Annotated in this window: 26 protein-coding genes, 1 tRNA gene and 2 pseudogenes; 14 read left to right on the top strand and 15 right to left on the bottom strand. The window is 37.3% G+C overall.

From position 1 onward, the window contains the following. The 4 genes from F948_RS08050 to F948_RS08035 all read right to left on the bottom strand — a co-directional run. A partial coding sequence (locus F948_RS08050) for a transposase (RefSeq protein ID WP_004962468.1) occupies positions 1-192 on the bottom strand: 192 nt, incomplete at its 3' end. Positions 193-530: 338 nt separating this feature from the next. After that, positions 531-606, bottom strand: a tRNA-Arg gene (locus tag F948_RS08045). 120 nt (positions 607-726) lie between these two features. After that, entirely contained in the window at positions 727-1,290 is a 564-nt protein-coding gene (locus tag F948_RS08040; RefSeq protein WP_004962465.1) for a hypothetical protein, read from the bottom strand. A gap of 144 nt (positions 1,291-1,434) precedes the next feature. Continuing rightward, positions 1,435-2,124: a putative quorum-sensing-regulated virulence factor gene (locus F948_RS08035; RefSeq protein WP_004962463.1), complete on the bottom strand. Its 690-nt coding sequence runs from the start codon at positions 2,122-2,124 to the stop codon at positions 1,435-1,437. Between the two features lie 248 nt (positions 2,125-2,372). Between F948_RS08035 and F948_RS08030 the strand changes: the two genes are divergently transcribed. Next, positions 2,373-3,605 (top strand): alpha/beta hydrolase, encoded by a 1,233-nt coding sequence (locus F948_RS08030; protein WP_004962461.1) that lies wholly within the window; start codon positions 2,373-2,375, stop codon positions 3,603-3,605. Positions 3,606-3,663: 58 nt separating this feature from the next. Here F948_RS08030 and F948_RS08025 read toward each other — a convergent pair whose 3' ends face one another. Next, the gene (locus tag F948_RS08025) at positions 3,664-4,452 is read right to left on the bottom strand and encodes a DUF695 domain-containing protein (protein ID WP_004962456.1); all 789 of its coding nucleotides are present in this window, start codon (positions 4,450-4,452) and stop codon (positions 3,664-3,666) included. 194 nt (positions 4,453-4,646) lie between these two features. Here F948_RS08025 and glyA point away from each other — a divergent pair, with 194 nt between their 5' ends. Then, positions 4,647-5,900: a serine hydroxymethyltransferase gene (gene glyA / locus F948_RS08020; RefSeq protein WP_004915215.1), complete on the top strand. Its 1,254-nt coding sequence runs from the start codon at positions 4,647-4,649 to the stop codon at positions 5,898-5,900. A 47-nt stretch (positions 5,901-5,947) separates the two neighbouring features. Here the strand turns inward: glyA and F948_RS08015 are convergent, their stop codons facing one another. The 4 genes from F948_RS08015 to yiaA form a co-directional block, all read right to left on the bottom strand. Next, positions 5,948-6,196 (bottom strand): YfhL family 4Fe-4S dicluster ferredoxin, encoded by a 249-nt coding sequence (locus F948_RS08015; RefSeq protein WP_004962453.1) that lies wholly within the window; start codon positions 6,194-6,196, stop codon positions 5,948-5,950. 3 nt (positions 6,197-6,199) lie between these two features. Beyond that, a complete protein-coding gene (gene trhP / locus F948_RS08010) occupies positions 6,200-7,567 on the bottom strand; it encodes a prephenate-dependent tRNA uridine(34) hydroxylase TrhP (RefSeq protein WP_004962450.1) in 1,368 nt (455 codons plus the stop codon). Positions 7,568-7,708: 141 nt separating this feature from the next. Continuing rightward, complete coding sequence (locus F948_RS08005) at positions 7,709-8,137, bottom strand: hypothetical protein (protein ID WP_004953900.1); 429 nt, start codon at positions 8,135-8,137, stop codon at positions 7,709-7,711. A gap of 212 nt (positions 8,138-8,349) precedes the next feature. Beyond that, on the bottom strand, positions 8,350-8,808 hold the full coding sequence (yiaA, locus tag F948_RS08000; protein ID WP_004962447.1) for an inner membrane protein YiaA: 459 nt from the start codon (positions 8,806-8,808) through the stop codon (positions 8,350-8,352). Between the two features lie 247 nt (positions 8,809-9,055). Between yiaA and prfA the strand changes: the two genes are divergently transcribed. Both prfA and prmC read left to right on the top strand, forming a co-directional pair. Next, the gene (gene prfA, locus F948_RS07995; RefSeq protein ID WP_004953903.1) at positions 9,056-10,144 is read left to right on the top strand and encodes a peptide chain release factor 1; all 1,089 of its coding nucleotides are present in this window, start codon (positions 9,056-9,058) and stop codon (positions 10,142-10,144) included. Next, entirely contained in the window at positions 10,144-10,962 is an 819-nt protein-coding gene (prmC, locus tag F948_RS07990) for a peptide chain release factor N(5)-glutamine methyltransferase (protein WP_004962445.1), read from the top strand. The genes prfA and prmC overlap by 1 nt, the downstream gene beginning before the upstream one ends. On the opposite strand, the gene F948_RS07985 is transcribed toward prmC, so the two are convergent. Beyond that, the gene (locus tag F948_RS07985; protein WP_004962443.1) at positions 10,959-11,591 is read right to left on the bottom strand and encodes an FMN-binding negative transcriptional regulator; all 633 of its coding nucleotides are present in this window, start codon (positions 11,589-11,591) and stop codon (positions 10,959-10,961) included. The two genes, prmC and F948_RS07985, sit on opposite strands and share 4 nt — an antisense overlap. Before the next feature lie 12 nt (positions 11,592-11,603). Then, on the bottom strand, positions 11,604-12,665 hold the full coding sequence (locus F948_RS07980; RefSeq protein ID WP_004962441.1) for an AraC family transcriptional regulator: 1,062 nt from the start codon (positions 12,663-12,665) through the stop codon (positions 11,604-11,606). A 142-nt stretch (positions 12,666-12,807) separates the two neighbouring features. Between F948_RS07980 and F948_RS07975 the strand changes: the two genes are divergently transcribed. After that, positions 12,808-13,578 (top strand): 3-hydroxyacyl-CoA dehydrogenase, encoded by a 771-nt coding sequence (locus tag F948_RS07975; RefSeq protein ID WP_004953914.1) that lies wholly within the window; start codon positions 12,808-12,810, stop codon positions 13,576-13,578. Between the two features lie 156 nt (positions 13,579-13,734). Further along, positions 13,735-14,418 (top strand): superoxide dismutase, encoded by a 684-nt coding sequence (locus F948_RS07970; RefSeq protein ID WP_004962432.1) that lies wholly within the window; start codon positions 13,735-13,737, stop codon positions 14,416-14,418. Positions 14,419-14,473: 55 nt separating this feature from the next. Here F948_RS07970 and F948_RS07965 read toward each other — a convergent pair whose 3' ends face one another. Then, on the bottom strand, positions 14,474-15,046 hold the full coding sequence (locus F948_RS07965; protein WP_004962413.1) for a flavin reductase family protein: 573 nt from the start codon (positions 15,044-15,046) through the stop codon (positions 14,474-14,476). Between the two features lie 58 nt (positions 15,047-15,104). Beyond that, a pseudogene (locus F948_RS07960) lies at positions 15,105-15,581 on the bottom strand (helix-turn-helix domain-containing protein); the annotation flags it as partial. A 59-nt stretch (positions 15,582-15,640) separates the two neighbouring features. Here F948_RS07960 and F948_RS07950 point away from each other — a divergent pair. From F948_RS07950 to F948_RS07920, 7 genes and pseudogenes are all read left to right on the top strand, one after another. Then, positions 15,641-16,779 (top strand): IS3 family transposase gene (locus tag F948_RS07950; RefSeq protein ID WP_100223103.1). Its coding sequence is split into 2 segments (ribosomal slippage): positions 15,641-15,899 and positions 15,899-16,779, totalling 1,140 coding nucleotides; the frame shifts between segments, so codons are not numbered across the junction. A 312-nt stretch (positions 16,780-17,091) separates the two neighbouring features. Continuing rightward, positions 17,092-17,820 carry a HesA/MoeB/ThiF family protein gene (locus F948_RS07945; protein WP_153569912.1) on the top strand — a complete coding sequence of 243 codons (729 nt, stop codon included), beginning with the start codon at positions 17,092-17,094 and terminating at the stop codon, positions 17,818-17,820. A 57-nt stretch (positions 17,821-17,877) separates the two neighbouring features. Beyond that, positions 17,878-19,176, top strand: a complete 1,299-nt coding sequence (locus F948_RS07940; protein ID WP_004962393.1) for an ABC1 kinase family protein — start codon at positions 17,878-17,880, stop codon at positions 19,174-19,176. Positions 19,177-19,202: 26 nt separating this feature from the next. After that, positions 19,203-19,583, top strand: coding sequence for a dihydroneopterin aldolase (gene folB, locus F948_RS07935; RefSeq protein WP_004911755.1), 381 nt, complete (start codon positions 19,203-19,205; stop codon positions 19,581-19,583). Continuing rightward, positions 19,540-19,974, top strand: a complete 435-nt coding sequence (locus F948_RS07930) for a 2-amino-4-hydroxy-6-hydroxymethyldihydropteridine diphosphokinase (RefSeq protein ID WP_004911752.1) — start codon at positions 19,540-19,542, stop codon at positions 19,972-19,974. Before folB ends, F948_RS07930 begins: the two co-directional genes overlap by 44 nt. 33 nt (positions 19,975-20,007) lie before the next feature. Then, positions 20,008-20,493 (top strand): annotated as a pseudogene (locus F948_RS07925) (DUF2799 domain-containing protein); the annotation flags it as partial. A gap of 206 nt (positions 20,494-20,699) precedes the next feature. Continuing rightward, complete coding sequence (locus F948_RS07920) at positions 20,700-21,158, top strand: hypothetical protein (RefSeq protein WP_004962384.1); 459 nt, start codon at positions 20,700-20,702, stop codon at positions 21,156-21,158. A gap of 63 nt (positions 21,159-21,221) precedes the next feature. On the opposite strand, the gene coq7 is transcribed toward F948_RS07920, so the two are convergent. Both coq7 and F948_RS07910 read right to left on the bottom strand, forming a co-directional pair. Further along, on the bottom strand, positions 21,222-21,857 hold the full coding sequence (gene coq7, locus F948_RS07915) for a 2-polyprenyl-3-methyl-6-methoxy-1,4-benzoquinone monooxygenase (RefSeq protein WP_004911746.1): 636 nt from the start codon (positions 21,855-21,857) through the stop codon (positions 21,222-21,224). Between the two features lie 3 nt (positions 21,858-21,860). Next, positions 21,861-23,183, bottom strand: coding sequence for an MFS transporter (locus F948_RS07910; RefSeq protein ID WP_004962381.1), 1,323 nt, complete (start codon positions 23,181-23,183; stop codon positions 21,861-21,863). Between the two features lie 162 nt (positions 23,184-23,345). On the opposite strand from F948_RS07910, the gene F948_RS07905 reads away from it, so the two are divergent. Beyond that, positions 23,346-26,060 carry an autotransporter assembly complex protein TamA gene (locus tag F948_RS07905; RefSeq protein ID WP_004911742.1) on the top strand — a complete coding sequence of 905 codons (2,715 nt, stop codon included), beginning with the start codon at positions 23,346-23,348 and terminating at the stop codon, positions 26,058-26,060. Positions 26,061-26,106 lie beyond the last annotated feature (46 nt).

Below are 26,106 nucleotides of genomic sequence, written 5' to 3'. Positions count from 1 at the left end.
TAATCGCTCTTCCGCATACATCTTTTTAAGTCTGGTATTTTCGGCTTCTAGCTCTTTCAGTCGAGCCATTAATGATGTATCCATACCACCATATTTGGCACGCCATTTATAAAAGGTAGCATTACTCATGCCGTGTTCACGGCAAAGGGTCGCTACAGGTGTGCCAGATTCTGCCTGTTTCAAGATGGACATGATCTAACTGTCAGTAAATTTAGATGTTTTCATGCAGAATCTCCTGCTCGTATCTTAAGAGAAAATTCTACTTTTAGATCCTATTTTTTTTAGGGGGGATTACCCTTTCTTTGCTTAGTCGTAAAATATTTATATTAAAGAAATTATGATAGCGATTTAATACAGTAAACTTTTATATAAGTTAGATAACTAATTGGTCAGAATGAAATATGAGAAAGACTTATCACTTACCGTAATCTATACGGTAATTATTGAGAATGCATCAGAAGAGGTAATAATAAGCTCAATCAAAAAATTGTTATATTGAAATAGTTTTGAAATGATTTGAGAAAAGATTGTGGTGCGCTCAGCGGGACTCGAACCCACGCCACAGGCTTCGGAGACCTGTACTCTATCCTGTTGAGCTATGAGCGCATGCGAGCCACATGATAGGCAAAAAAATCATATAGGTAAATATAAACATGACCACCAAGTGATTTCTTGCTTATTAAAAGAGCAATTATTCAAATTATGATCTTATTTATAAGGTCAAATTTATAAATGTTGAACTGAATAATTAATTAGCTTAAGTGTTTGATTCAGTTGAGTCGGTGGAATGCGGCTCTCTTGTAAGGAGGTAATCCACTGCATTTGACATGCTTTTAATTGTTGCACGGTTTTTATTGTTTGAATCTTTTGGATTAAAGGACGAGCCATCAAACCGCAATAGGTTGTTAATGTTTGGATCATCACTTGCTGAATCTCTACAAAAGGTAATTTTTCAAGTTCAATATTTTCAAATGTTTCTTCATCAGAGCTTGGTGTTGTTGAATGATTATTTTCAAGCGGTTCTGTAATTGCTGATTGAATGATAGGAGCAGTTTGTTCCAAAGGTATTTCTTTTATATTTGTTGGCTCTGCCTGTTGGGCGAGTAAACCCATGTCAATCAGTTGTTGAACAAGCTCAGATGGTGCAATTTTTTCTTTGTAGTTATGGTCTAGTTCTTGAAAGTCTTCGTGATCAATAAGTAATAGTAGTCGTCGTTGTTTTGCAGTCAAAGCGATATTGCGTTGTTGCAATGCATTTTGTCCAAGTTCCGTTTTAAAAAAATGTGACATCTCTTAATCTCCCCCAGTCAAGATCTAGATGGAGATTAAGATATAGTTGAAAAGTGACAGAAATGTTAACAAATTATTAAATATCATCTATTTGCATAAAGTAAATAGAAAATAATTGAACTTATTGAAAATTAACGTGCTTTTTTAGACGATATTATTTTCTAGTGCCTTTCTTAAGTACGGATCGAGATCATCTTGTCGCATTAACCATTGCACATAATCTGTTGGTAAATCAGAGATCGAAGTGCCTTTGTGTTTACCGAAGCTAATTGATTTTGGAATGCGTGCCTCTTCTGAAGCTACATAGAGTTGTTCAATTGTTTGGATATTTAAATGATGGATGATATGCATCAAAATATTGGCTGTTAAAATAATATCTGCATCAGCTCTATGTGCGCCTTTCAGCATTTCACGAGCTTTATCACTTCCTTTCGAAATTAAATAAATTAATGCAGAAATATTATGCGCTTCTGCATTTTCCCATACGCGACGAGCAAGCGCTAGCGTACAAATAGGCTTTAATTTGGAAACATCAACACCACATTTCGCAATTGCTGAAATATCGTAATCAACATTGTGACCAATGATATACGCAGTTTGTTCTGGTAATTCGAATTCATTATAAAAAGGTTGATCGATCAAATCCGATTCAAGAATATGATGAACTGCCATAGCGGCGTATGAGATCGGTTGACCGACTTGATAGAGTTGATCAAAAATTTTGGTTTTATCTAAACTTAATTTACCACTCTCTATCTCGATTGGTGCATATGCAATTTCTATCGGTAAGCCATTCAATGTATGGGTTTCAGTATCTAAAATGATAGCTTGCATTGGGTCATGACCTAAGTGAAGTAGAGTGGATTTGATATCTTACTCGAAATTATGCCTCAACCAAGATGTGTTCGATTCGCAATCGCTATATTCCTCTGGTAATTCGATTTTTTGATTAAAAATAAATCTTATTTTGCTGATGAAAAGACTTGAAACGCATTTCGAATAAGCGTAATTGTTGACAGTGAAATGCTTTAGAAAAGATCTAAAGATGCATCAAAAATAAAATAGTTAAGGAAAAACTATATATGAAAATGAAATTATTAACGGTTGTTATGCTGAGTTCAAGCCTTGTTCTAACGGCTTGTGGTGGAAGTGACGATTCAAGCTATACATCGAAACCAAGCATTCCTGAAAACAACTTTAAAAATCCAGTAGTTGGAATGCCCGTTGCTTACACAAAAACTGATTTCTCGGCATTTGCTTCTGAAAGCTCTGTCATGACATATAAAATGTTGGGACAAAATGGCAAAGAAACATTAGCGACTAGTTTGATATTCGTTCCAAAGGGAACGATGCCATCAGGTGGTTGGAAAGTTGTCGTTTGGGCACATGGAACAACGGGAGTTGCTGATCAATGTGCGCCTAGTCGAAATGCAACGAATATCTATATACAAGACATGATTAATAAATTTCTTGCAGCTGGCTATGTTGTTGTAGCTCCAGATTACGAAGGTTTAGGTGAACCAAGTGGGAGAGAATTACATCCATTTTTAAATGTTAAGAGTGAAGCATACTCAATTACGGATGCTGTTGTTGCAGCAAGATCTTATTTGGCGAGTCAGGGGAAAGTGCTTTCACGTCAATGGGTGACTGTAGGGCATTCTCAAGGTGGGCAGGCAGCACTGGGTGCAGCGCAATATGCGAGTCGCGCTAAATTGGATTATAGAGGCACGGTCGCAGTAGCTCCAGCATCGAACTTAGGAGCAATTCTAGTTAAAGGTGAGCAATCTGTTGAAAATGCACCTATCGCTCAGCAAATTCAAATGTATGCTCAACTTGATACTTTTACTGCATTAATCACAGCAGGGATAAGAAATCTGCAACCTACTTTTAATTATATTAATGTCTTTAAATCACCAACGGATGAGATTGCAAGTCGAGCAGAATTAGATTGTTACGATCAGGTTGGTCAGAAGTTCGGTGCGGCAATGCAAACGTATGCATTCACAAATGGTAGCCTAGCTAACTATCCAAGAACTCAAATTAATTTTATGGCAATTCCATTGGTTAAGACTTTCTTGGAGAATGATTCACAGCCTGCACAAGTTAAACTGAGCCAACCTGCGCTAATTTATCAGGGCGGTAAAGATACAACGGTTCCTCGTGAAGCAACGGACGGTCTTGTCTTGTTAGCACGAAGTAAAGGATCGAAAATTCAATATTTTACTGATGCGGAATGGGATCATGGCACTGCTTATGTGCTAAATATCTCAAATATTGTTAACGATGTGAAAACATTGATGCCTGCGAGCAATTAATTTAAAAATCGCGTTTATTCGCCCAGTATTTCAGCTAAATGAAATACTGGGCTTGCTGTTAATTAATAACTACTTCCGTTTCCCAACCATCATATTCAGCATTGTAAAGCTTGCATAACTCGAATAATTCTAAAGTACAACGATCTATTGAATATTGATCAACGTGATCTATCCGAGAAATTTGTAGAGAAAACTTCATATGTTCATCATCAAGTTGATCGATTTGTACAACTTCAAAACCTAAAGCTTGAGTCTTGTGTACACATTCAGCTAAGTCTGTTTCATTTTGGAAGAAAAGCCAATGATATACAGGTCGAGCTATCTGTAGAAGATCACCATGATGAAGAAGATTCTCAACAACAGCTCGATTAGATATAGTCTGTAATATTTCTGGAGTAGGGTACATGCATTTAAAATATGAAGACCAATCTGGTTCATCGCGGTGACCAGTTTGATAGGAATATTGAGAGAATTTTTGCATGATAAGTTGAATTTTATGTTCTAAGACAGTCGCATCCTTACAATAAAAATAGAACTCTCTCACTTTATTATGTGTCAATCTCCCTACATATATGCTCTGACTTCCATCTGTTAGGCTAGGTATGATTTCATCCTCAAAAACCATTAAATGGTCAAATTCTTCACTTGAAGATAAGCCATCTTCTCGAGGTTGATTCATTTTAATTTCTAGCCAAATTAATTGTAATCTTTGTGATATAGGTGCGATTTCAGCTAAGGCTAAATTAACAAAATAGCTTGCAGGCATCTCATCAATTTGACACATGTAGTAATTCCAGTTTTCTGGAAGTTGGAATTCATGATTGTTCAGAGTATTTTCGAAGTCCATTTTTTATACCAAATTTTAATTATTTAAAAGCTTGTTAGATTCTTCATCATTTTCATTGATATCGGAACATTCAGAATGAATAAAATTCACGAATAATTAAATAAATATCAATCTGTGAAAAGGCAAACTTCATGCTACAATACGCACCAATCTTTAGCACGGCTTAAAAGCCCTAATTTATAGGACCCCCGCTAATGTTTGCCAATATTTCTATTGCTCAATTTGATCCAGAATTAGCTCAAGCGATTGCTTCTGAAGGCGAACGCCAAGAAGCTCACATTGAGTTAATTGCATCAGAAAACTATTGCTCTCCAGCAGTTATGGAAGCTCAAGGATCAAAACTTACGAACAAATATGCAGAAGGTTATCCTGGCAAACGCTATTATGGCGGTTGTGAATATGTTGACGTAATTGAACAACTTGCAATCGACCGTGCGAAAGCATTGTTCGGTGCTGATTATGCAAACGTTCAACCACATGCAGGTTCACAAGCAAACTCGGCTGTGTATTTAGCGCTTCTCAACCCAGGTGATACAGTACTTGGTATGAGCTTAGCTCACGGTGGTCACTTGACTCACGGTGCTAAAGTAAGTTTTTCTGGTAAAACATACAACGCTGTTCAATACGGTTTAAACCCTGAAACGGGTGAGATCGATTATGAAGAAGTTGAACGTTTAGCTTTGGAACACAAGCCGCGTATGATCGTTGCTGGTTTCTCTGCGTATAGCCAAGTTGTTGATTGGCAGCGTTTCCGTGAAATCGCTGATAAAGTTGGTGCTTATCTTTTTGTTGATATGGCTCACGTTGCAGGTTTAGTTGCTGCTGGTGTTTACCCGAACCCAGTTCAAATTGCTGATGTAACAACGACTACTACTCATAAAACGCTTCGCGGTCCACGTTCTGGCTTAATCCTTGCAAAAGCAAATGAAGAAATCGAGAAGAAACTTCAATCTGCAGTATTCCCTGGTAACCAAGGTGGTCCTTTGATGCACGCAATTGCTGCTAAAGCAATTTGTTTCAAAGAAGCGATGTCTGATGAGTTTAAAACTTACCAACAACAAGTCGTGAAAAATGCTCAAGCTATGGCTGAAGTATTAATTTCACGTGGTTATGATGTTGTTTCAGGTGGTACAGAAAATCATTTATTCTTATTGTCTTTAATCAAACAAGACGTAACGGGTAAAGATGCTGATGCATGGTTAGGTGCAGCACACATTACTGTAAACAAAAATGCAGTTCCAAATGATCCACGTTCTCCATTCGTTACTTCTGGTATCCGTATCGGTACTCCAGCTGTTACAACTCGTGGTTTTGGTGAATCTGAAGTTCGTGAACTTGCAGGTTGGATTGCTGACATCATCGACAGTAAAGGTGATGAAAAAGTTATCGCTGAAGTGAAAGCTAAAGTAGAAGCTGTTTGTGCAAAATTCCCAGTATATGCAAACTAATTTGTATATCTAAAAAAAGCGCCGTAAGGCGCTTTTTTATTTGTAACTTACTGTGATTTTAATCTTCGAAACTTTTCTAAAAGTTCTGAATGTGATTCATTAAGTTGTGGATCAGGTTTAACGCAATCTATCGGGCAAACTGCAATACAGGTCGGTGCATCATAAAAACCGACACATTCTGTGCAACGTTCGGTATCGATTTCATAAATTTTAGCACCTTCATATATTGCTTCGTTTGGACATTCTGGTAAGCACATATCACAGTTGATACATGCGGTAGTAATCATAAGAGCCATGAATTAATGTGCTGAGTATGCTAAAGAGGCTGATGATAATTGCTGTTTTGCTTGAGGTAAGTTCCGAATCAGCAATGCATAACGAATATCAATTTCTTGTGGAAATAGTATTTCAACCGTATGACCTGAACCTTTTGCATTATCGATAAGATTACCTTTGAGATCACGCATTTGTTCGAGCACAAAATGGACGTTGCCTTTCGGTGTCATTAATTCAAGTGAGTCCCCAACAATAAATTTATTTTTGACTTCAACTCTGATGAAGTCACCATTCCTTTCTAGTACTTCACCGCAGAATTGTTGAAAGTCAAAATGTGATGAGCCATCTTCATAATTTTGATATTCACTATGAGTATGGCGACGTAAAAAACCTTCTGTGTAGCCACGGTTAGCTAAACCTTCAAGTTGTGTCATTAGACTTTGATCAAAAGATTTACCCGATAATGCATCATCAATTGCTTTTCGATAAATTTGTGCGGTGCGGGCACAATAAAAGTAAGATTTGGTTCGACCTTCAATTTTTAGTGAAGCGACGCCCATTTGGCTCAGCCTCTCGACATGTTGCACCGCGCGAAGATCTTTAGAATTCATGAAATAAGTACCATGCTCATCTTCTTCGGCAGCAAACATATCCTCATCGTTGCGTTGTACTAATACTGGATTGATAGTATTACGCTCATGTGATGATTTAGAACAACATGATTTTGAATTTTCGAAATGTTGAACAGGGATAACATCTCCATTTGAATCTTCTTGTGCGTCATGGATTTTATATTCCCAACGACAAGCATTGGTACATGCTCCTTGATTGGCATCACGTTTATTCATGTAACCCGATAGTAGACATCGACCAGAATAGGCCATACATAAGGCGCCATGTACAAATACTTCTAACTCAATATCTGGCACGTTATTTTTAATTTCTTCAATTTCGTCTAAAGATAACTCACGTGAAAGAATTACACGGCTTAAGCCATAGTCTTTCCAAAACTTAACTGTAGCCCAATTGATGGCATTTGCTTGTACTGATAGGTGAATTGGCATATCAGGAAAATGCTCACGAACCATCATGATTAACCCTGGGTCGGACATGATTAATGCATCTGGTTTCATTTCAATAATTGGGGATAGATCACGTATGAAATTTTTTAATTTACTATTATGTGGCTGGATATTGACGACGACATAAAATTTTTTACCAAGAGAGTGAGCTTCTTCTATGCCAATTTTAAGATTGTCATGATCAAACTCATTATTTCTGACACGTAAACTATAACGTGGTTGCCCTGCATAGACAGCATCTGCTCCGTAAGCAAAAGCATAACGCATATTTTTTAGTGAACCAGCAGGAGAGAGTAATTCAGTATTCATGATGCAATAAAGGCATATTTAAAATAAGGGATTATTTTAAGAAGTTCAAACTATAGATTCAACCAAGTAATTTACTCAGGATTTTTAATGTGTTAGACCCAATTTAAGTGTCAATAAAAAAGCACCCGAAGGTGCTTTTTATCAATGATGACGATGTTTGCGTTTTTTCTTATATTTTTTTGACTGATAGTTGTCGTAGTCTCGGTCTTGACCTACTTTACGACCCAAAGCGGCACCACCTGCTGCACCCGCAGCTGCGCCAATATAACCACCAGTTGTACCAGCAATATTGCGACCAACAGTATAACCACCTACACCACCTAAACCACCACCAATTGCAGCTTCGGTACGCGTACGTTTACTGCTAGCAGCAGCTGCACCACCAGCACCACCAACAGCTGAACCAATCATGGCACCACTATGACCACCAATCTCTTTACCTATTGCTGTACCAACAACACTACCTAAAGCTGAAGTGGCTGCAACACGTGTTGCATTATCTGCATATGCAGTGCTTGCAATAGTAGAACCTGCAAGGATTGCACTCAGTAACATAAAATGCGCTTTCATTTTGACTCCATGTGCCCGCTGTTCAGGCATCTTTTGTAATGGAAGCAAATGTAACAAAGCTTGTGGAGTGAAATTGTGGAGATGCATCCTGTTATTATTGTGATTTGGTAAGTTGATTGTATGGTTTTGTTTAAATCAGTATTAAGATTAATCAAATAAATTCAATTTTCATTAATGATTAAGCCAATATGAAATTATAGTGCTGATGTCATTTATGAATCTTGATGAGAAGAATCTTCAAGTTTTAATTGATTTGTAGACTCTCGCTTCTGTAAACGTAAATGTTCGAGATCACGAATATTTTTCTGGGTAGCCGTAACAGCAAATAAGCTCAATAAAAAGGACATAATGTAATAACCTTTTTCGCTCAGGCTAAGTGTCGCATTCGATAAACTAAATAATAGTAACCCAATACAAATACCGACTGAGGTCCAACAAAGTGCAACGTAGATTGCAGTCACAGGTATATCTTCTAACTTATCACGCAATGTTTTTTGTAGGGATACAGCAGAGAAAAGACCGTAAAGTAAAATAACGAGATAAAAACCTTTTTCATGTAAAGGCATTGAAGCATTCCATAAGCCAATCATAAAACCAACAGCACCGATCACGACTGCAAGCCAACTTGCCCCAATAAATGCCAATGTTGGGCGGTTAATTAAATTACTCATATTGATTATCCTGTTGTTTTATCATTTTATTTGTCTCTCATATTTATATAGAACGGCAAAAAAGAGAACAAGAGCCTACAACTAAAAATGAACAATTTATGATGAAACGAAACTTGATCACGCAGTAGTGAAGTTTCACTATGTCATTTAAGCGGTAGAATCTGTAAACTATGCGCAATTTTTTGATTTTACTCATGCTTCAACTTTGTAATGGCATTGAGTCTTTGGATTTCGAGATATTCCGCCCATGAAAGCATCACTCCGCTTAAGACTAGATCAACTCTGTGATCGTCATGAAGAGCTGACGGCATTACTTGCTGATGTAGAAGTTATTTCTGACAACAAACGTTTTCGTAAATTGTCACGAGAACATAATGATTTAACTGAAATTACAGAAGTTTGGGGTAAATATCGTCAAGCTGAAGAGGATATTGAAACAGCTGAAATGATGAAATCTGATCCAGATTTCAAAGATATGGCAGAAGAAGAGATTAAAGAAAACAAGGCACTTTTAGTTGAGCTTGAAGAACAACTCAATGTGTTAATGATCCCTAAAGATCCTAATGATGCGAATGCTGCTTATTTAGAAATTCGTGCAGGGACGGGTGGTGATGAAGCTGCTATTTTCTCTGGCGATTTATTCCGTATGTATAGTAAATATGCTGAAACTCAGGGTTGGCGAATTGAAGTCCTGTCTGAAAATGAAGGTGAACACGGTGGTTACAAAGAAGTAATCTGTCGTGTTGATGGCGAAGGTGTATATGGTCGCTTAAAGTTTGAAAGTGGTGCGCACCGCGTACAGCGCGTACCTGCCACTGAATCACAAGGTCGTGTTCATACCTCTGCATGTACAGTCGCTATTTTGCCTGAAGTTGATGTAGATACAACAGTCGAAATCAATCCAGCTGATCTCCGAATTGACACTTACCGAGCATCAGGTGCGGGTGGTCAGCACATTAACAAAACCGATTCTGCTGTTCGTATTACTCATATTCCATCGGGTGTAGTCGTGGAATGTCAGGAAGAACGTTCGCAGCACAAAAACAAAGCCAAAGCGATGGCGTTACTTGTATCTCGTTTAGAAAATGCAAAACGTGCAGCAGCTGACGCAGCTACTTCTGAAATGCGCCGTGACTTAGTTGGTTCTGGTGACCGTTCTGAGCGTATTCGTACGTATAACTATCCTCAAGGTCGTATGACGGATCATCGTATCAATTTAACGTTATATAAATTAGACGCGATCATGGAGGGTGATTTAACCGAATTGCTGGATAGTTTGCATCGTGAATATCAAGCGGATCAATTAGCGATGCTTGCTCAGGAAAATGGCGGCTAATGAATATTGCTCAGGCATTAGAAATTAAAGGTGAAATTGATAGCTATGAACGTCAAGAAGCTGCGTGGCTGCTTGAACATATACTGGGTATCAATTCATTAGAGTTAAAACTAAGACTTGAGCAAGAGTTAACTGAAATTCAAGAGCAAGCTTATTTGAATGGGCTTGCTCGTATTGATCATGGTGAACCACTAGCTTATGTAACAGGTTCACAACCGTTTTGGACTCTGGACTTAAAAGTCACACATGACACATTGGTGCCACGTCCAGATACAGAAATATTGATTGAAACTGTGTTAAAGCTTGAACTTGATTCAACATCTAATGTCGTTGATTTAGGTACTGGAACGGGTGCTATTGCATTGGCTCTAGCAAGTGAGCGTCCTCAGTGGAAAGTTACGGCAACAGATATTTATCAACCTACGCTCGAAGTCGCACAGGAAAATGCCATTCGTCATGGTTTAACGCAGGTTAAGTTTGCTTGTGGTGCTTGGTTTGATGCATTAGAAAAACAATTTTTTGATCTTATTGTTTCAAATCCGCCGTATATCGATCCAGAAGATGTGCATATGCAAATGCTTAAATCAGAACCTGAACGAGCACTTATTGCTGATAAGCAAGGATTGGCGGATCTAGAAACTATTATTGTTCAAGGTAAAAGTTGGTTAAATCCAAATGGGTGGATTGTGCTTGAACATGGCTATGATCAAGGTGAAGCAGTCCGTACTATGTTTGAGAAAGAGGGTTTTAGCCAAATTCAAACCATCAAAGATTATGGTGGCAATGATCGTGTTAGCCTTGGACAGAAGTTGAATTAATCTTCAATATATTGTTTGACTGCTTTAGCTAATTGAATCTGACCTTGTTTTTTTAAATTATTTACCACGTTTACAGCATCAGATTGGTCTCTATTTTGGCTCAGTTTGAATTTTCCAATCATGTGCTGGATTTCAATCTCTATACCAATTATTTCTTTGAGTTCTGCTGCGATGTAATCGCTAGGTGCATCAGACATTTTCCATGGTTTTTCTTGCTTGGCTTCATGTGTCCGAGTAAGTTTGGCGAGTATGCCCCGTAAGGATTTTTCATCTTCTAAAAATTTAATTTTTCCTTTTACGTGTACGACTTGATAATTCCATGTTGGTACATGACGGTGATGCAATTGTTTGCTTGGATACCAGTTGGGGGAAATATAGCCTTGTTCACCTTGGAAAATAACTAAAACATCAGTACCACTCTCAATCAAAGTATGCAATTCATTATTTCGTGCAATATGAGCGATAAGAATTGCGTGATTAGATTTAGACTCATGTAAAAGTTTAAAGGGTAAGTGATTTGCTTCGATACCATTGGAGCTGTGAGTGACTAATGTACCTAACGGATATTTTTCAACGAGTTGATATAATTTCTCAGTATTTTTTTCTTCAAAAATTTCAGGTAAATACATTTTTTAAACCATTCAGTCTTCAAATTGGTTAACAAGTAGTTTTTTGCTTGGGGATATTTTTCGATAGCTACCAGGGCTTACACCACTCCATTTTTTAAAAGCACGATGGAAAGCACTTGGATCGTGAAAATTTAGATCATCACTAATACTTTGAATTGAATCATTCGTTTTGTTCAGACGTTCAATTGCAATATCACATCGAATATCATTTTTAAGCTGTTGATAGCTTACACCTTCTTGTTTTAGTCGACGTTGAATAGTTGCTGTGGACATATTCATTTGTTGTGCAATATCTTTTAACTCAGCCCATTCAGAAGGTGGTTGGAGAATCAATTGTCTGCGGATTTGTAGGCTTAATGAGTTTTCATTTTTAAAGCGCACAATTAAATTATATGGGGCATGTTTTAGAAACTCATTTAATGCCTGTTTATCTTTTTTAATCTTGTGCTTGAGATAGTGAGCATCGAATTCAATTTTATTCTGTTCAGCATTAAATTCTATATTTTCACAAAAGCGTACTCGATAATCTTGTATCTCAACAGGTTGGTGGCATCTAAATGACATTCGGTGAAAACTGATACGCTGATCGCTCAACCAACACATCAAACTATGTACGAGCATTAAAAAAGTCGAATAGGTAAACATTCGTTTGGGTTGATCACGGTCATGCAGGATAAGAAATGCTTTCGAACCTTCCTGAACTAATTCCCCATGAATGTCATCTAAAATCAAAGCTAAAAATTTTAAGATATCTTGTATAGCCTGTTCTAATGTATTCGCACCAAAAGCAAGTTTCGCCAATACTTTATAACTTCCTCGGCGCATTGGATGAGTATCCATGCCGAGAAATTCATCATTCATACTTTTTGCCAGTTCAACCCAAAGCTGTGCAGATTGGTTAACAGGGACTCGTGCTTTGGTTGAAGTTAATAATTCAGCTGAAATACCCGCTTTGTTAGCGATATTGACGATATTTAAGCCGCGGCTAGCTGCAACACTCAATGCTTCACGAATAAGTGCATTTGAAATCGTATCCTTTGCAGAATTGATATCTTGATTTGGAAGTTTGCTCATAAAAGATGAAATACAGGAGAGTGAATGAAATAAATGCTCAAAAATCGCATTAAATTTGCTACTTTTTGGAATTGTATCGGAAAAAAGTTGCCTTTACTCTTTGTTATAAAAATTTATCACTTTAATTTGATAGGAAACGTAAATGAAAATTCAGGGAAAACACTTTGTTATTACTGGCGGTGGTTCTGGTTTAGGCGCAGCGACAGCTGAATATTTGGTTCAGAAAGGTGCATCCGTCACTTTAGTTGATATGAATGCTGAAGTTGGAACTCAGCAGGCACAAGCATTGGGTGAAAAAGCTGAATTTGTCCAACTCGATGTTACGGATGAGCAAGCTGCTGAGCAATTTTTTAAAGATGTATTAGTCAAGCATGGTGCAGTGCATGGTTTAGTTAACTGTGCTGGGATCGGACCATCAGCGAAAGTTGTTGGTAAAGATGGTGTGCACGATTTAGGTATGTTCTCTAAAACGCTTCAGATTAATGTCACTGGTACATTTAATATGCTGCGTTTAGCAGCGGAAGCCATGAGTAAAAATGAAGTTGCAGAAGGTGATGAAGATCGTGGAGTAATCGTCAATACAGCTTCGGTTGCTGCGTTTGATGGTCAAATTGGTCAAGCTGCATATTCTGCTTCAAAAGGGGCAGTAGTTGCCATGACTTTGCCGATTGCAAGAGAGTTAGCACGTCATGCAATTCGTATTATGGTGATTGCACCAGGTATCATGGAAACACCGATGCTTAAAGGTCTACCACAAAATGTACAAGATGCATTAGGTCAAATGGTTCCGTATCCATCGCGTTTAGGTCGTCCTGAAGAATTTGCGCGCTTGGTTGCACATATTGCTGAAAACTCATATTTAAATGGTGAAGTAATTCGCTTAGACGGCTCGATTCGTATGGCTGCAAAATAAAAATATCTTTACATAAATAAAAGCGATGATTGGTTCATCGCTTTTATGTTTTTAATAAGTGGTAAAATGTATCATTGGTATATAGTTATTTGACCTGCTTTGGATTTGCTTATATTTTTGATAATGAAAATGATTATCAATTTATGGGATCTAATGATGCGGATGTTAAATAAAAGCCTATTTTCATTGATGTTATGTGCAGGATTAAGTTCGCCTGCCTATGCGGAATTTAAGCAAGCACCATTGCCTTACAAAAGTGATGCACTAGAACCCGCGATTGATCAAAAAACGATGGAAATACATTACGCAAAGCACCACAAAGCCTATGTTGATAATTTAAATGCTCAAATTAAATCCTATCCAGAGCTAGATAAATTAAGTATTGAACAAGTTCAAGCACAAATTTCGAAATATAATTTAGCAGTACGAAACAATGGTGGTGGGCATTTTAACCATGCTTTCTTTTGGGAGAGTTTAGCACCGACCAATAAAACTGGTAAGGTTAGTGCAAAGCTACTAAAACAAATCAATCAAGATTTCGGCTCATTTGAAGCCTTCCAAGATAAATTCAATCAGGCTGCAACAGGTCGTTTTGGCTCGGGTTGGGCATGGTTAATCTTGAATGATGCAGGTCAATTGGAGATTGTTTCAACGCCAAATCAAGATAATCCTTTGATGGATATTGTGGAGAAGAAAGGACAGCCACTTTTAGGTTTGGATGTTTGGGAACATGCTTATTATCTTAAATATCAAAATCGCAGAGCAGTCTACACCAAAGCTTTTTGGTCTGTAGTGAACTGGAATACTGTAAATCAGCGTTATGATGCTGCAATTAAATAGTCTTTATATTATTCATGTGAGAAGCGCTGCTAAGTGCATCGCTTCTGTGTTTGATTTACTCTGCTTTCACTTCTTCGCCAATTAAATAAAACGTACCACCAGCAATGTAGTGTAGGCTTTTAAGGTTTTTATGCTCTTCCGAAAAATGCCAGTGACCATCGTGGAAAACACGCGTATCAGCCCAAGCAGCAATAACAGAGCCGATAAATAAATCATGGGTTTGCTGATTGTGTGCTTCTGGTATCAGCTTGCATATTAGCCAACCAATACTTCCAGTGACTAATGGTACAGAATGGTTTTCTTGATAAAAGACTTCAGTTTTACAGGTTTGTAATTTCTCAGGATCATCAAATTGACTGATGTTTCCAAGCTGATGAACCATGTTGAGTTGTTCATAACACGGAACCTGTAATGCAAAATAGCCACTTTTCTCCACGAGTTCTCTCGTCTTCGTAGTTTTGTCTAAAACCACAGTAACTTTTGCTGGAGAAAATTCTAAAGCACATGCCCATGCTGCCGCCATAACATTGACTTCATCATTATGCTGAGCAGAAACAAGTACAGTTGGACCATGATTAAGTAAGCGATAAGATTTAGATAACTCGACGGGTGCAATGTGTTGATTCATTACTTCATGTCCTAAAACAGCAATTCAAATGTATCTATATTTGATTTTAAGTGAAGGCTTATTCAAGCGCCCAGCGTTTTACTGCGCGATTAAAACTTGAAGTTGAAGCATAACCTAACTGTTTTGCGATTTGATCTTTTGAGGCGAAGGGACTTAACATCAATTTTTGTGCCTTTGTTTTGCGTACATCATCGTATAAGCTCTGAAAACTTACAGATTTTTCTTGAAGCATTCGTTGTAAAGTTCTTTTGGTAAGGTTTAATTTTTGAGCAACTTGATCAATTCCAAGCAAGCCCTCTATTGGATCATCGATTAGCTGTTTAACGCGATATAAAATATCCTGTGTGGCAACTAATTCATCGAGTTCTTTTTGACAAAGTTGTTTAAACTTTTCTGAAGTTAAAGGGTCCGAAAGACTCAATGGCATTTCTAGAAATTCAGCTGAAGCAATTAATCGAGTACAAGATTCTTCAAAAGTAATGACTTCAAAAGTTGAGTCTAAAATGTCTTTAAACCTTGAAAAATAGGCAGGATGGACTGCCACCACTCTCCTAGACAAATTTCGTCTATTCTTTTTGCATAGGAGAGAACATTATGAGTGGACAACGATACACCCCAGAATTTAAAGATGAAGCTGTTAAATTGATTACCGAACGTGGATATTCTGTCACTGATGTGGCTGAACGTTTAGGTGTATCACAGCACAGCATTTATAAATGGCTAAAGGCCGTACAGCCTTTACGCAACAACCCTGATGAACATGAACTACTCGAAGCAAAGAAAGAGATCCTTCGTCTTAAAAGTCAGCTTAAGCAAACTGAAGAAGAGCGAGATATCTTAAAAAAGGCCGCAAGGTACTTTGCAAGCCTGCCCGAGTAAAGTATCAGTTTATCCTTGAGTACAGCCATCAATTTAAGATTAAAACGATGTGTCGGGTTCTTAAGATTGCTCGTGCTGGCTATTACGCCTGGCTACATGAACCCGAATCAGGCAGAACAATTGAAGACAAACGGTTATTACAACTGATCCGCTCTTCTTATGATGCCAGTTATGGCATCTATGGTTATCGTCGCATCACGCTGGATCTTAAAGAGCTAGGTGAAAGCTGTGGCCCCAATCGTGTGCTGAAGATCATGAAGAACAATGGCATTGCCGCTGTTCGAGGATATAAAAAGCATAAAAGTTATGGTTGTGGCCGTCCTCCGATTGTGCCACCAAATCACTTAAATCGAGAGTTCGCTGTGAGCACCCCTGATACTTCCTGGGTGACTGATATTACCTACATCCGTACTTGGCAAGGCTGGTTATATCTGGCTGTGGTTCTCGATTTATATTCAAGGAAAGTCATCGGTTGGTCAATGAAACCTACGCTTGCCAAGGATATCGTTTTGGATGCACTTTTAATGGCGGTATGGCGACGCAGACCCAATGAACCTGTGATCATACACTCAGACCAAGGCTCACAATACAGTAGCGGAGACTGGCAGAAATTCTGTCAAAAGCATAATTTAGTTCCGAGTATGAGTCGTCGTGGAAACTGTTGGGACAATGCTGTTGCTGAATCCTTTTTTAGTAGTTTAAAGAAGGAAAGAATTAAAAAGAGGATCTATAAAACACGAGAAATGGCCCGTGCGGATGTGTTTGATTATATCGAGATGTTTTACAATCGAATCAGGCGTCATTCGCATCTCGATGGGATGAGCCCAGAAGCATTTGAGACAGCTTCAAAATGAGGCGGTCTCATGTCTAGGATACTGGGAGCAGTCCAGTTAAAATTTCAAAATAAAACATAGAGTTATTTCTAAAAAAATAAAATAACCAAAGTTTTAATCTTAATTCATAAGTAATTGATTTTATTATGCTGTTAAAGAGTGCCTACAATATTGGGTTAAAACCTAGATATAGTCAAAGTTAAAATGTATGTATGGAAAAAATTATCTTCCATTAGCACATTCATATACTTAAAATCTAAAGTCTTTAGTGCTAGCAAGAGAATCAGTGTGTCAATTCATCCAGAAAACGAATTTGAATTAACTAATGATGAAATGCATCTTTATAGTCGTCAAATCTTACTTGATGGTTGGGATATTGAAGCTCAAGAAAAATTAAAATTAGCAAATGTACTGATTATTGGAGCTGGTGGAATAGGGTGTACTAGTGCGGAGCTACTCGCACGAGCAGGCGTTGGAAAAATTACGATTGTAGATGCTGATACAATTGAAATGAGTAATTTACAACGTCAAATTGCATTCACTCCAAATGATATCGGTCGCTACAAAGCCGAAATACTTGCAAAACACTTACAAGTGATTAATCCGCACATACATGTTAGCTATAAAAACATACGATTTGATGAAACGAATGCTGATGATTTAATACAGCATCAAGATGTAGTGTTGGATGGGTGTGATAACTTTACGACACGTTATTTAGCCAATGCGATCTGTAAGAAATATCAAGTCCCTCTAATTAGCGCTTCTGCAATCGGATTTGAAGGACAAATGTTCATGGTGGAGTCAGATTCTGCTTGTTATGAATGTCTATTTCCTAAAGAAGATCACGCAAATGAGGGTATGCGTTGTGCAGAGTCAGGCGTGTTAGCAACAACTCCTGTAATGATAGCGTCATTACAAGCACATCACACATTGCTATTTCTAGGCTTGGGATTAACACCACTGAAGCAAAAGCTATTACTCTGGAATGGTTTAAATTTATCGCAACGTATTCTTAAATTTGAAAAAGATGCAAATTGTCCAGTTTGTCGGGCAACTTAAACAGTAAAGTTTCTGAAATTTGCTAAACTAATGCCATCTATGAGGCAATGAAAGATTATGAAAAGAAATATCTTATTTGATGGATTGCGTTCTGTTGCACGGATAGGTGAAACAGTGATTGTTGCTGCACAGGCAGGTGTGAAATATGCAACTGAGAAGCCAAGCAATGCAAAACTAATGCGTGAGACATTTGAGTCGCTAGGTTCTACATATATTAAATTGGGTCAGTTTATTGCAAGTACACCATCACTATTTCCTCGTGAATATGTCGAGGAATTCCAAGGGTGCTTAGACCAAACACCAACTTTACCGTTTAGCTATATCCAAGAAGTACTTGCACAAGAGTTTGAAGGTAAAAACTTGAATGAAATTTTTAGTTTCATTGATGAAAAACCATTAGCTTCAGCTTCTATTGCACAGGTGCATGCTGCAAAACTTGTGACAGGTGAAGATGTCGTACTAAAAGTACAAAAACCAGGTGTTGAAACCATTCTTTATACTGACTTAAACGTCGTACATTGGGCGACTAAGCTATTAGAGCATGCAGTTCCAAAAATTAAATTTGCGTCATTATCTGAAATAGTAGATGAAATCAAAACACGCATGGTTCGTGAAGTAGATTTTATTGAAGAAGCGCAAAACTTAGATGACTTTGTACAGTATCTCAATGTTTCGGGCAATCAAGCTGCAACAGCGCCAAAAGTTTATCATCAGTTTTCAACGCGCCGTGTTTTAACGATGCAACGTTTATATGGCGTATCTTTGACTGATTTTGATGTGGTAAAAAAATACGCTAAAGATCCAACTCAAGTATTAATTACAGCGATGAATACGTGGTTTGGTAGTCTAATGCTATGTAAGAGTTTCCATGCTGATTTACATGCTGGAAATTTAATGCTGCTTGAAGATGGTCGTGTTGGTTTCATTGATTTTGGGATTGTAGGTCAACTAAAGCCTGAAGTATGGACGGCTTGCATGGCATTTATGGATGCTTTACAGCATACCAATTACGCTGCGATGGCTGAAAATATGCTTAAGATGGGGATGACGCATCATAAGATCGATACTCAAGTCTTAGCTGATGATTTAGAACGTCTATTTAGTGGTGTGCTACTAGCAGACCCTCAAGAAATTTTAAGTTCTAACCCTGCTGATTTGAATGACATCATGATGGATATGATTGGGGTTGGTGAGCGTCATGGCATCAAATTCCCGCGTGACTTCGCTTTGTTATTCAAACAAATGTTATATTTTGATCGTTTCATGCGAGTTTTAGCGCCTTATACTGATATTTATGCTGACCAACGTTTGAAAATGGTTCACAATATTGAACCTGCTTCATTTCTAAAGCATTAATTAAATTATCAATTTATTGGGTCATTATGGATGCCATTATTATAGAAGGATTAAAAGTTGATACGGTGATAGGGTGTTTCAATTGGGAGCGCCAAATCATTCAACCTTTAATGTTAGATCTAACCATTCATAATGATCTTAATCAGGCTGCACAATCTGATGAGCTAGACGATACATTAAACTATGCACAAATATGTGAACTAGCTGCTCAAGTGATTCAACAAGCAAAACCTAAGTTAATAGAGCATGCAGCACAGTTGGTTCTTGAAAAATTATTTTTAGTATTTCCCTCGATTGAGTCAATTATTATAACAATTCGTAAACCCGCAATTATTGCACAAGCCAATGCAGTAGGAATTCGCCTTGAACGCAACAGAAACGATTTTTGCGCTCGCACTGGCGAGTAATGTTCAACAGCAGCAGAATTTCACTTTTGCATATGCTCAGCTTGCGCAATTAGGAAAAGTGGAATTTTCAGCGATTTATCAAATTCCTTGTAGAGATGCCGTAGGTGCAGACTACTGGAATTCAGCATGCTTATTAAAAAGTGAGCTGACCGTGGATGAAGTCTTGGATATTCTAAAGAATCTTGAAACTCAATCAGGTCGTGTTCGTCCATCTCATTATATTAGTTTGGATATAGACGTTATTGCTTGGGGGAAAGATTTAGAGCATATGCAATTCAATCCTAAAAAATTACCATTAGCAAATGATGTTAAAATTCCATTGCTTGAATTGTGGCAGCATGAAGCATTAAATTATGATGACAAGCTACAATATCCAGTCATCAAAATATAATTTTAAAGATTACGATAATAAAAGGACTCATTTATGAAAGTCATTTTCCTGCTTACAACATTGTCATTTTTGCTTTCTGGCTGCGCAGCAATGAGTGTTGAGCAATGTAAAACTGCAAATTGGTTTAATATTGGTGAGAAAGACGGTTCGGCAGGTCGTGAATCTAGACTTGATCAATATTATTCTTCGTGCCAAAAAGCAAACATTACTCCTAATCAGAACTTATATGAAAAGGGTTATCAGAAAGGATTAAATTTTTATTGTCGTCCAGAGACAATCTTTGATGAAGCTTTGGAAGGACGTGGTGATTATCGTGTTTGTCCGATTGAAAAACGTGATTCATTACGTACATATTATCAAGTCGCGCATGAATACTACCAAGCTAATTCTGAGTTTGAACGTTCACAGACAGATATTAGTTATTATTTAAAAGAATTAGAGCGTAAAGATTTATCCGTAAAAGATCGGGATGATTACAAAAAGCGTTTATATGATTTGCGTTTAAATAGCAGTAGAGTCTAGTATCGTTATCAAGATGCTGTAAGAAATCTCGATCGATTCAAAGCAGAGCGCGGATTACAGTAATTCATTCGAGAAAACTTGGTATATATAAATAGAACCCATTGAATAAATGGGTTTTATTTTTTGATTTAACAATTGTGATACATACATGTTGAGTTTATCAGTGTTTGAATAACTCTTATAAGCTTTTAAACGGTAATAATATGAGAAATATACTTCTTGTTTTGTCAATTCTTCCGAGTATCTTGATCGCCAATCAAGCTTTTGCAATTGATGAAAAATATAGACACCAATTAGAACAATCAGGTTGTACTCAGCTGAGTGAATTGCAAGGTTGTGATATAAGAAAATCTAAACAAGAGAATATAAAAGCAGGATTTGTAGAAAATAATACACAGGATGCACTGGAAGGTAAAAGAAGTATTGAACCACAGTGGATTGCTGAAAGAACGGATGGGAAGATACTTGCTCGTATCAAAATTGATGATAAAGAGCGAGTATGGGTGAATGATTATCGAGTCATTGCAATTAAGAAAAAAGGTCAAATAACTTTTAGGCAGGGAAAAATTAATTACACGATTTTCACGGATCAGAAAAAAGGATCTGAAAGTTTCTGGTATGACCGTTACTCAAAAGATAATGGAAAAATTGTTTTGCAATAATTAGTACTATTTTAATGAAGTGCAGGGAGTTACATCATCGCAACTCCCTGTATTACTCAAATTTTAAAGGTAATAACTTGTTTTAGTCATCAATTTTGAGATGGCCGTCATCGTGATTTTAACAGGCACAGGAAGTTCTACGCCGCCAGCATTTAATGCTGTTTCGCGATGATGCAATTCATCTTCATTCATTTGTTCTAAAATTTTACGTGAACGTTCATCATGAGCTGGAAGCTGCTGTATATGCTCTTGTAAGTGCTGGCTGACTTGCCGTTCTGTTTCAGCAACAAACCCCAAGCTATATTTATCACCTGCAATGCCTGCAATTGCACCCATACCATAAGATAAACCATACCAAATCGGATTTAAAATACTGGTATGACTGTCTAATTCTTTTAAACGATCTTCACACCATGCTAAGTGGTCTTGTTCTTCTAGTGCTGCTTGTTGCATTTCTTGTTTAACATGTGGAAGCTTTGCTGTCAGTGCTTGTCCATGATAAAGCGCTTGAGCGCAGACTTCTCCGCTATGATTAACACGCATTAATCCCGCAACATGACGAGCATCGCTAACACATAACTGTGAAGGGGTTTCTTCTGCAGGATTGTTGCGTTGTGATGTCGTAGCACCAGGAACTAAGCTGCGTAATGCTTGGTCAAATGAATTGATCATCTTATCGAGACCTGTGTAATGACGCATATATTAATCCTCTAGAGTATGGGGAGCTTTTGCTAACAGAGGTTGTAAGCGCTTCAATAACCAAATTGAGAAAAAAGCACTTAAAACGGCTGTGATGATAAATAAGATTTTAATATCAATTTTTAAAATGCTTAAGATTAAAATTGAAAAAATTGCTGAACTGACCATGAAAACAGCGTTTAGAATATTGTTTGCAGCAACGACACGAGCACGATGTGAACGTGGTGAATATGCTTGCATCATGGCATATAGAGGAACGATATAAAATCCACCACTAATTCCAAGTAGCGTTACAGCGATCATGACATGGTAGTAAACCAAACCTTGCGTAAACATATCTTTTAAATTAAGAAGTTCACCAGTGCGTTCAGGTACAAATGCAAGACTTGCAGCTAAGTAAAGTGCAAATACAGTCAAACCAATTGCGCCATAAGGAACCATCTTGATATTGATGTCACTGCCACCGATCTTACGGCATAGTAATGAGCCGACACCGATCCCGACCGAAAAGAAAGTGAGTAATAAGCTTACGACATTTTCAGATGCATGAAGATTTTGTTGAGTGAGTTGGGGGATTTGAGTGAGGTACGTCGCACCATAAAACCAATACCAAGAGTTTCCAAGTAGAATCATGAATACAACAGGAATTTTTTTTACATAACTCAATGTCTGAAAGCTGGTTCTAATAAAATTCCAATCAATTTTTAAATCAGGAGATGCAATCTTTTGCGGAAGAATAAAGCGACTGCTTAAATAGCCTAAGCAGGCAATCGTAACAACTGTGACACTAATCCACAATAAATTACCTTCTGAAGATGCAATAACAGCACCACCTAAGATCATGCCAAGTAAAATTGCGATAGAGGTTCCAGATTGAAACAGTGCGTTTCCTGACATTAACTCATTTGGTTTTAATATTTCAGGCAAAATCGCATATTTGATGGGACCGAAACAGGTCGAATGTGTGCCCATTAAAAATAAAGCAAAAAGCAAAAGCCATAAGTTTCCGAGTAAGAAACCTGCTGTACCAATCAACATGATCACGATTTCAAGGATTTTAATAAAACGAATTAGTTGTGAACGTTCGTATTTATCCGCGATTTGTCCTGCTGTAGCAGAGAAGAAGAAATAGGGTAAGATGAATAGCAAGGCAGCTAAATTATTTAAAGTGCTAATCGGTGCGCTTTGTTGTTGGATCCACCCATAAGTTATGACCAAAAGAAGTGCTTGTTTATATACATTATCATTCAGTGCCCCAAAAAATTGAGTGAAAAACATCGGGACAAACCGACGTGATGTCATTAAGTGGTCATCTTGTTTCATCATGTGTTCACTTCATTGTGTTTTATAAAAAAATGTGACTTACTGTAAAAATACTAGAAAATGCATGTATGATACTTTCAATGTTTGATTGGATGAAAATCAAAGATTTGAAGAAATTTTCACCCATCAAAAAAAGATAAATTAAAAATAAGTTTAGAGTTTCACATGCCATCTAAAGATAAGTTTAAACAGTCAACACTGGTTCATTCTATGCATTTAATATTTAAAATGCAGGGATTTCCTAAACTTATTTGTAGTAGTTTTATAATTAGTTCTTTTATATCAGTTGCTTGTGCTCAAGAGCAAATTGCTGATATGTCTAAAATTAATTCAATAGAGACACCATCATCTTCTGATCAAACATTACAAACTCTAGCATCGGCTGATGTGAATGTGTCGGCAAAAGTAGAGCCATCGACTGTAACTGTTTCAGAATTAGATAGTCTCGCTGCATTAAAACAACAAGAACAAACAATCAATCAAATTGAAGAATTAAAACCTATACAGTTCGATGAAAATCTAGAGGATTTGCCAGTAGTTTCAGTTGATCAGAACATGGCAAACGAAATCTATCGTGTTGCAGAAGAAGCTAAAAATGAAGCTAAAAACTATCGAGCAAATGCCACACAAACCACAGTCAATGATGTTTCTCAAGCAGAACTGACAGAAATAACAAAAGCACCTGTAAACATCAATCAATTAATGCAGGAAATTCAGGCTGATAGTAAGATTGTTGTAGAAGCAAATGAAACTGGGAGAACATTAGCTGACTTCCAAGCTAAATCTGAACCAGCACCTGAAAAAGTTGGATTTTTTAAGAAAATTATTAATCGATTCAAACCAGAAAATATTTTAAATACGGACAAAGTTCCTCGTATTAGTGCAGATGTATCTGGTGCGCCACCTGAATTAGCAGCAAATATCAAAGCGAAACTTTCGAGTTTTACGCAAGAATCATTTGATGATTTTGCAGCAGCTTTACCTCAATTACGTGCATTATCAAATCAAGCAGCTCAAGCTGTAGGATATTACAATGCAGAGTTTAAGTTTGAAAAAGTCAGTGAAAGTAAAGTTAAAGTCAATGTTACACCAAATGAACCTGTAATTATCAACAAGCAAAATATAGACTTTACTGGAGCAGGTGAAAATTTACCTCAGTTTCAAGTTATTCGCTTAGTTCCGATCCAAGATGAAAAAGATATTTTTAATCATGGAAAATATGAAGAGACAAAAAGCAAAATTGTTAATACTGCTACAGATAATGGCTTCTTCGATGCATACTGGCGACTCCATGATGTGAAGATTAGTCAACCAAAAAAAATTGCAGATATTAATTTAAAATATGAAACAGGCGAGCGATATAAACTGAAGAAAGTTGAATATCGCATGAGTGATCCAAGTAAGCCTTTACCACTCACTCAAAAAGTTTTAGACAGTTTGGCACCTTGGAAAGAGGGTGATGATTATGCTTTTTGGCGTGTGAATCTATTAGCAAATAACTTAACGAATACACGATATTTTAACTATACCTTGGTTGACACAATTAAGCCTGATCCAATTCAACCACCTTTAGAGCTTCCTCCTGATTTGCAAGCTTTAGTCGATCAGCAACGTATTCAAGAATCTCAGTTATTAAATAGTCAACAAAAAGCAGATTTAGCTAGGCAGAAAGTCACATCCTCTCAAGAGGTTACACAAGATGTAGTTGATGAATCCCAGTTCTCTGGGGGGCAAGCTGCTCAGCCATATGCTTTGGCTAGAGCGATGCCACTTGCTCATGACCATGATGATGAAGAGGAAGAACGTCAAAAATTAGAACAACAAACTCGTATTGAGAAAAAAATTCCTGTAGTCGTGACTTTAAATGCAGATCGATTGAATAGCTTAGAGACAGGTATTGGTTACGGAACTGATACGGGTGCCCGTATTCGTAGTCAATACAGACGTGCAATCGTAAATAAATATGGCCATGCATTTGATGCCAATATTGAACTTTCACAAATTCGTCAATCAATCGATGGTCGTTATAGTATTCCATATAAACATCCACTCAACGATTACATTAACTTAGTTGGTGGTTATGAGCGTGAAGAACGTGATGATATTGGTCCTGATATAAATCTATTGGTTGAATCAGCAGTTATAGGTGGAGAGCGAATCATTAAGAATCCTCTTGGTGATTGGCAACATACGATGGGTTTTCGTTATCGTCTAGATCGATTAACAAAAAAAGGTGATGTCAATGTTGACGAATTACCTGATGCATTTAAAGTTTCAGGTATTGATTCAGAACAAGAGTCATTGTTATTCGGTTATGAGGCATCGAAAACGAATGCAAACTCTCGGTTAAATCCGACAAAAGGATTTAAGCAAACTTATAAAGTCGAATTGGGATCAGAATCCTTATTATCTGATGCTAACATGGCTATTTTAACTGCTGGATGGCGATTTATTTATTCATTAGGTGAAAATGAAGACCATCAGTTTGTAGGTCGTGGCGATGCTAGTTATATTTTTACCGATGATTTCAATAAAGTTCCTTATAATTTAAGATTCTTTACAGGTGGTGATCAATCATTACGTGGTTTTGACTATAAAAGCTTATCACCTGAAGAAGATGGCTATAAAATTGGTGGTCAAGCCCTAGCTGTTGGCTCATTTGAATATAATTATCAATTTAAAGATGGTTGGCGAGCAGCCATATTTTCCGATTTTGGTAATGCTTATGATAAACAATTTAGCAACCCTACAGAATATAGTATAGGTGTTGGTATACGTTGGCGCTCACCAATTGGTCCAATTCGACTGGATGTCGCTTCTGGTATATCCAACGACAATAATCCAATTCGTTTACACTTTTTTATTGGTCCACAACTTTAATAATCTTAAACAAAACCTATTCAAAGGTTAAAAAATCAGGTTGATT

This window comes from Acinetobacter junii CIP 64.5 (genome assembly GCF_000368765.1).
Lineage (GTDB): Bacteria > Pseudomonadota > Gammaproteobacteria > Pseudomonadales > Moraxellaceae > Acinetobacter > Acinetobacter junii.
The sequence above is the reverse complement of the archived record's forward strand: the minus strand, read 5'-3'. Positions and strand labels throughout refer to the sequence as shown.

What these genes read in the sequence shown, in the direction of transcription:
- F948_RS08040 (WP_004962465.1), bottom strand. Translation starts at nt 1,290, where the DNA reads ATGTCACATTTTTTTAAAACGGAACTTGGACAAAATGCATTGCAACAA.
- F948_RS08035 (WP_004962463.1), bottom strand. Translation starts at nt 2,124, where the DNA reads ATGCAAGCTATCATTTTAGATACTGAAACCCATACATTGAATGGCTTA.
- F948_RS08030 (WP_004962461.1), top strand. Translation starts at nt 2,373, where the DNA reads ATGAAAATGAAATTATTAACGGTTGTTATGCTGAGTTCAAGCCTTGTT.
- F948_RS08025 (WP_004962456.1), bottom strand. Translation starts at nt 4,452, where the DNA reads ATGGACTTCGAAAATACTCTGAACAATCATGAATTCCAACTTCCAGAA.
- glyA (WP_004915215.1), top strand. Translation starts at nt 4,647, where the DNA reads ATGTTTGCCAATATTTCTATTGCTCAATTTGATCCAGAATTAGCTCAA.
- F948_RS08015 (WP_004962453.1), bottom strand. Translation starts at nt 6,196, where the DNA reads ATGGCTCTTATGATTACTACCGCATGTATCAACTGTGATATGTGCTTA.
- trhP (WP_004962450.1), bottom strand. Translation starts at nt 7,567, where the DNA reads ATGAATACTGAATTACTCTCTCCTGCTGGTTCACTAAAAAATATGCGT.
- F948_RS08005 (WP_004953900.1), bottom strand. Translation starts at nt 8,137, where the DNA reads ATGAAAGCGCATTTTATGTTACTGAGTGCAATCCTTGCAGGTTCTACT.
- yiaA (WP_004962447.1), bottom strand. Translation starts at nt 8,808, where the DNA reads ATGAGTAATTTAATTAACCGCCCAACATTGGCATTTATTGGGGCAAGT.
- prfA (WP_004953903.1), top strand. Translation starts at nt 9,056, where the DNA reads ATGAAAGCATCACTCCGCTTAAGACTAGATCAACTCTGTGATCGTCAT.
- prmC (WP_004962445.1), top strand. Translation starts at nt 10,144, where the DNA reads ATGAATATTGCTCAGGCATTAGAAATTAAAGGTGAAATTGATAGCTAT.
- F948_RS07985 (WP_004962443.1), bottom strand. Translation starts at nt 11,591, where the DNA reads ATGTATTTACCTGAAATTTTTGAAGAAAAAAATACTGAGAAATTATAT.
- F948_RS07980 (WP_004962441.1), bottom strand. Translation starts at nt 12,665, where the DNA reads ATGAGCAAACTTCCAAATCAAGATATCAATTCTGCAAAGGATACGATT.
- F948_RS07975 (WP_004953914.1), top strand. Translation starts at nt 12,808, where the DNA reads ATGAAAATTCAGGGAAAACACTTTGTTATTACTGGCGGTGGTTCTGGT.
- F948_RS07970 (WP_004962432.1), top strand. Translation starts at nt 13,735, where the DNA reads ATGCGGATGTTAAATAAAAGCCTATTTTCATTGATGTTATGTGCAGGA.
- F948_RS07965 (WP_004962413.1), bottom strand. Translation starts at nt 15,046, where the DNA reads ATGAATCAACACATTGCACCCGTCGAGTTATCTAAATCTTATCGCTTA.
- F948_RS07945 (WP_153569912.1), top strand. Translation starts at nt 17,092, where the DNA reads ATGCATCTTTATAGTCGTCAAATCTTACTTGATGGTTGGGATATTGAA.
- F948_RS07940 (WP_004962393.1), top strand. Translation starts at nt 17,878, where the DNA reads ATGAAAAGAAATATCTTATTTGATGGATTGCGTTCTGTTGCACGGATA.
- folB (WP_004911755.1), top strand. Translation starts at nt 19,203, where the DNA reads ATGGATGCCATTATTATAGAAGGATTAAAAGTTGATACGGTGATAGGG.
- F948_RS07920 (WP_004962384.1), top strand. Translation starts at nt 20,700, where the DNA reads ATGAGAAATATACTTCTTGTTTTGTCAATTCTTCCGAGTATCTTGATC.
- coq7 (WP_004911746.1), bottom strand. Translation starts at nt 21,857, where the DNA reads ATGCGTCATTACACAGGTCTCGATAAGATGATCAATTCATTTGACCAA.
- F948_RS07910 (WP_004962381.1), bottom strand. Translation starts at nt 23,183, where the DNA reads ATGATGAAACAAGATGACCACTTAATGACATCACGTCGGTTTGTCCCG.
- F948_RS07905 (WP_004911742.1), top strand. Translation starts at nt 23,346, where the DNA reads ATGCCATCTAAAGATAAGTTTAAACAGTCAACACTGGTTCATTCTATG.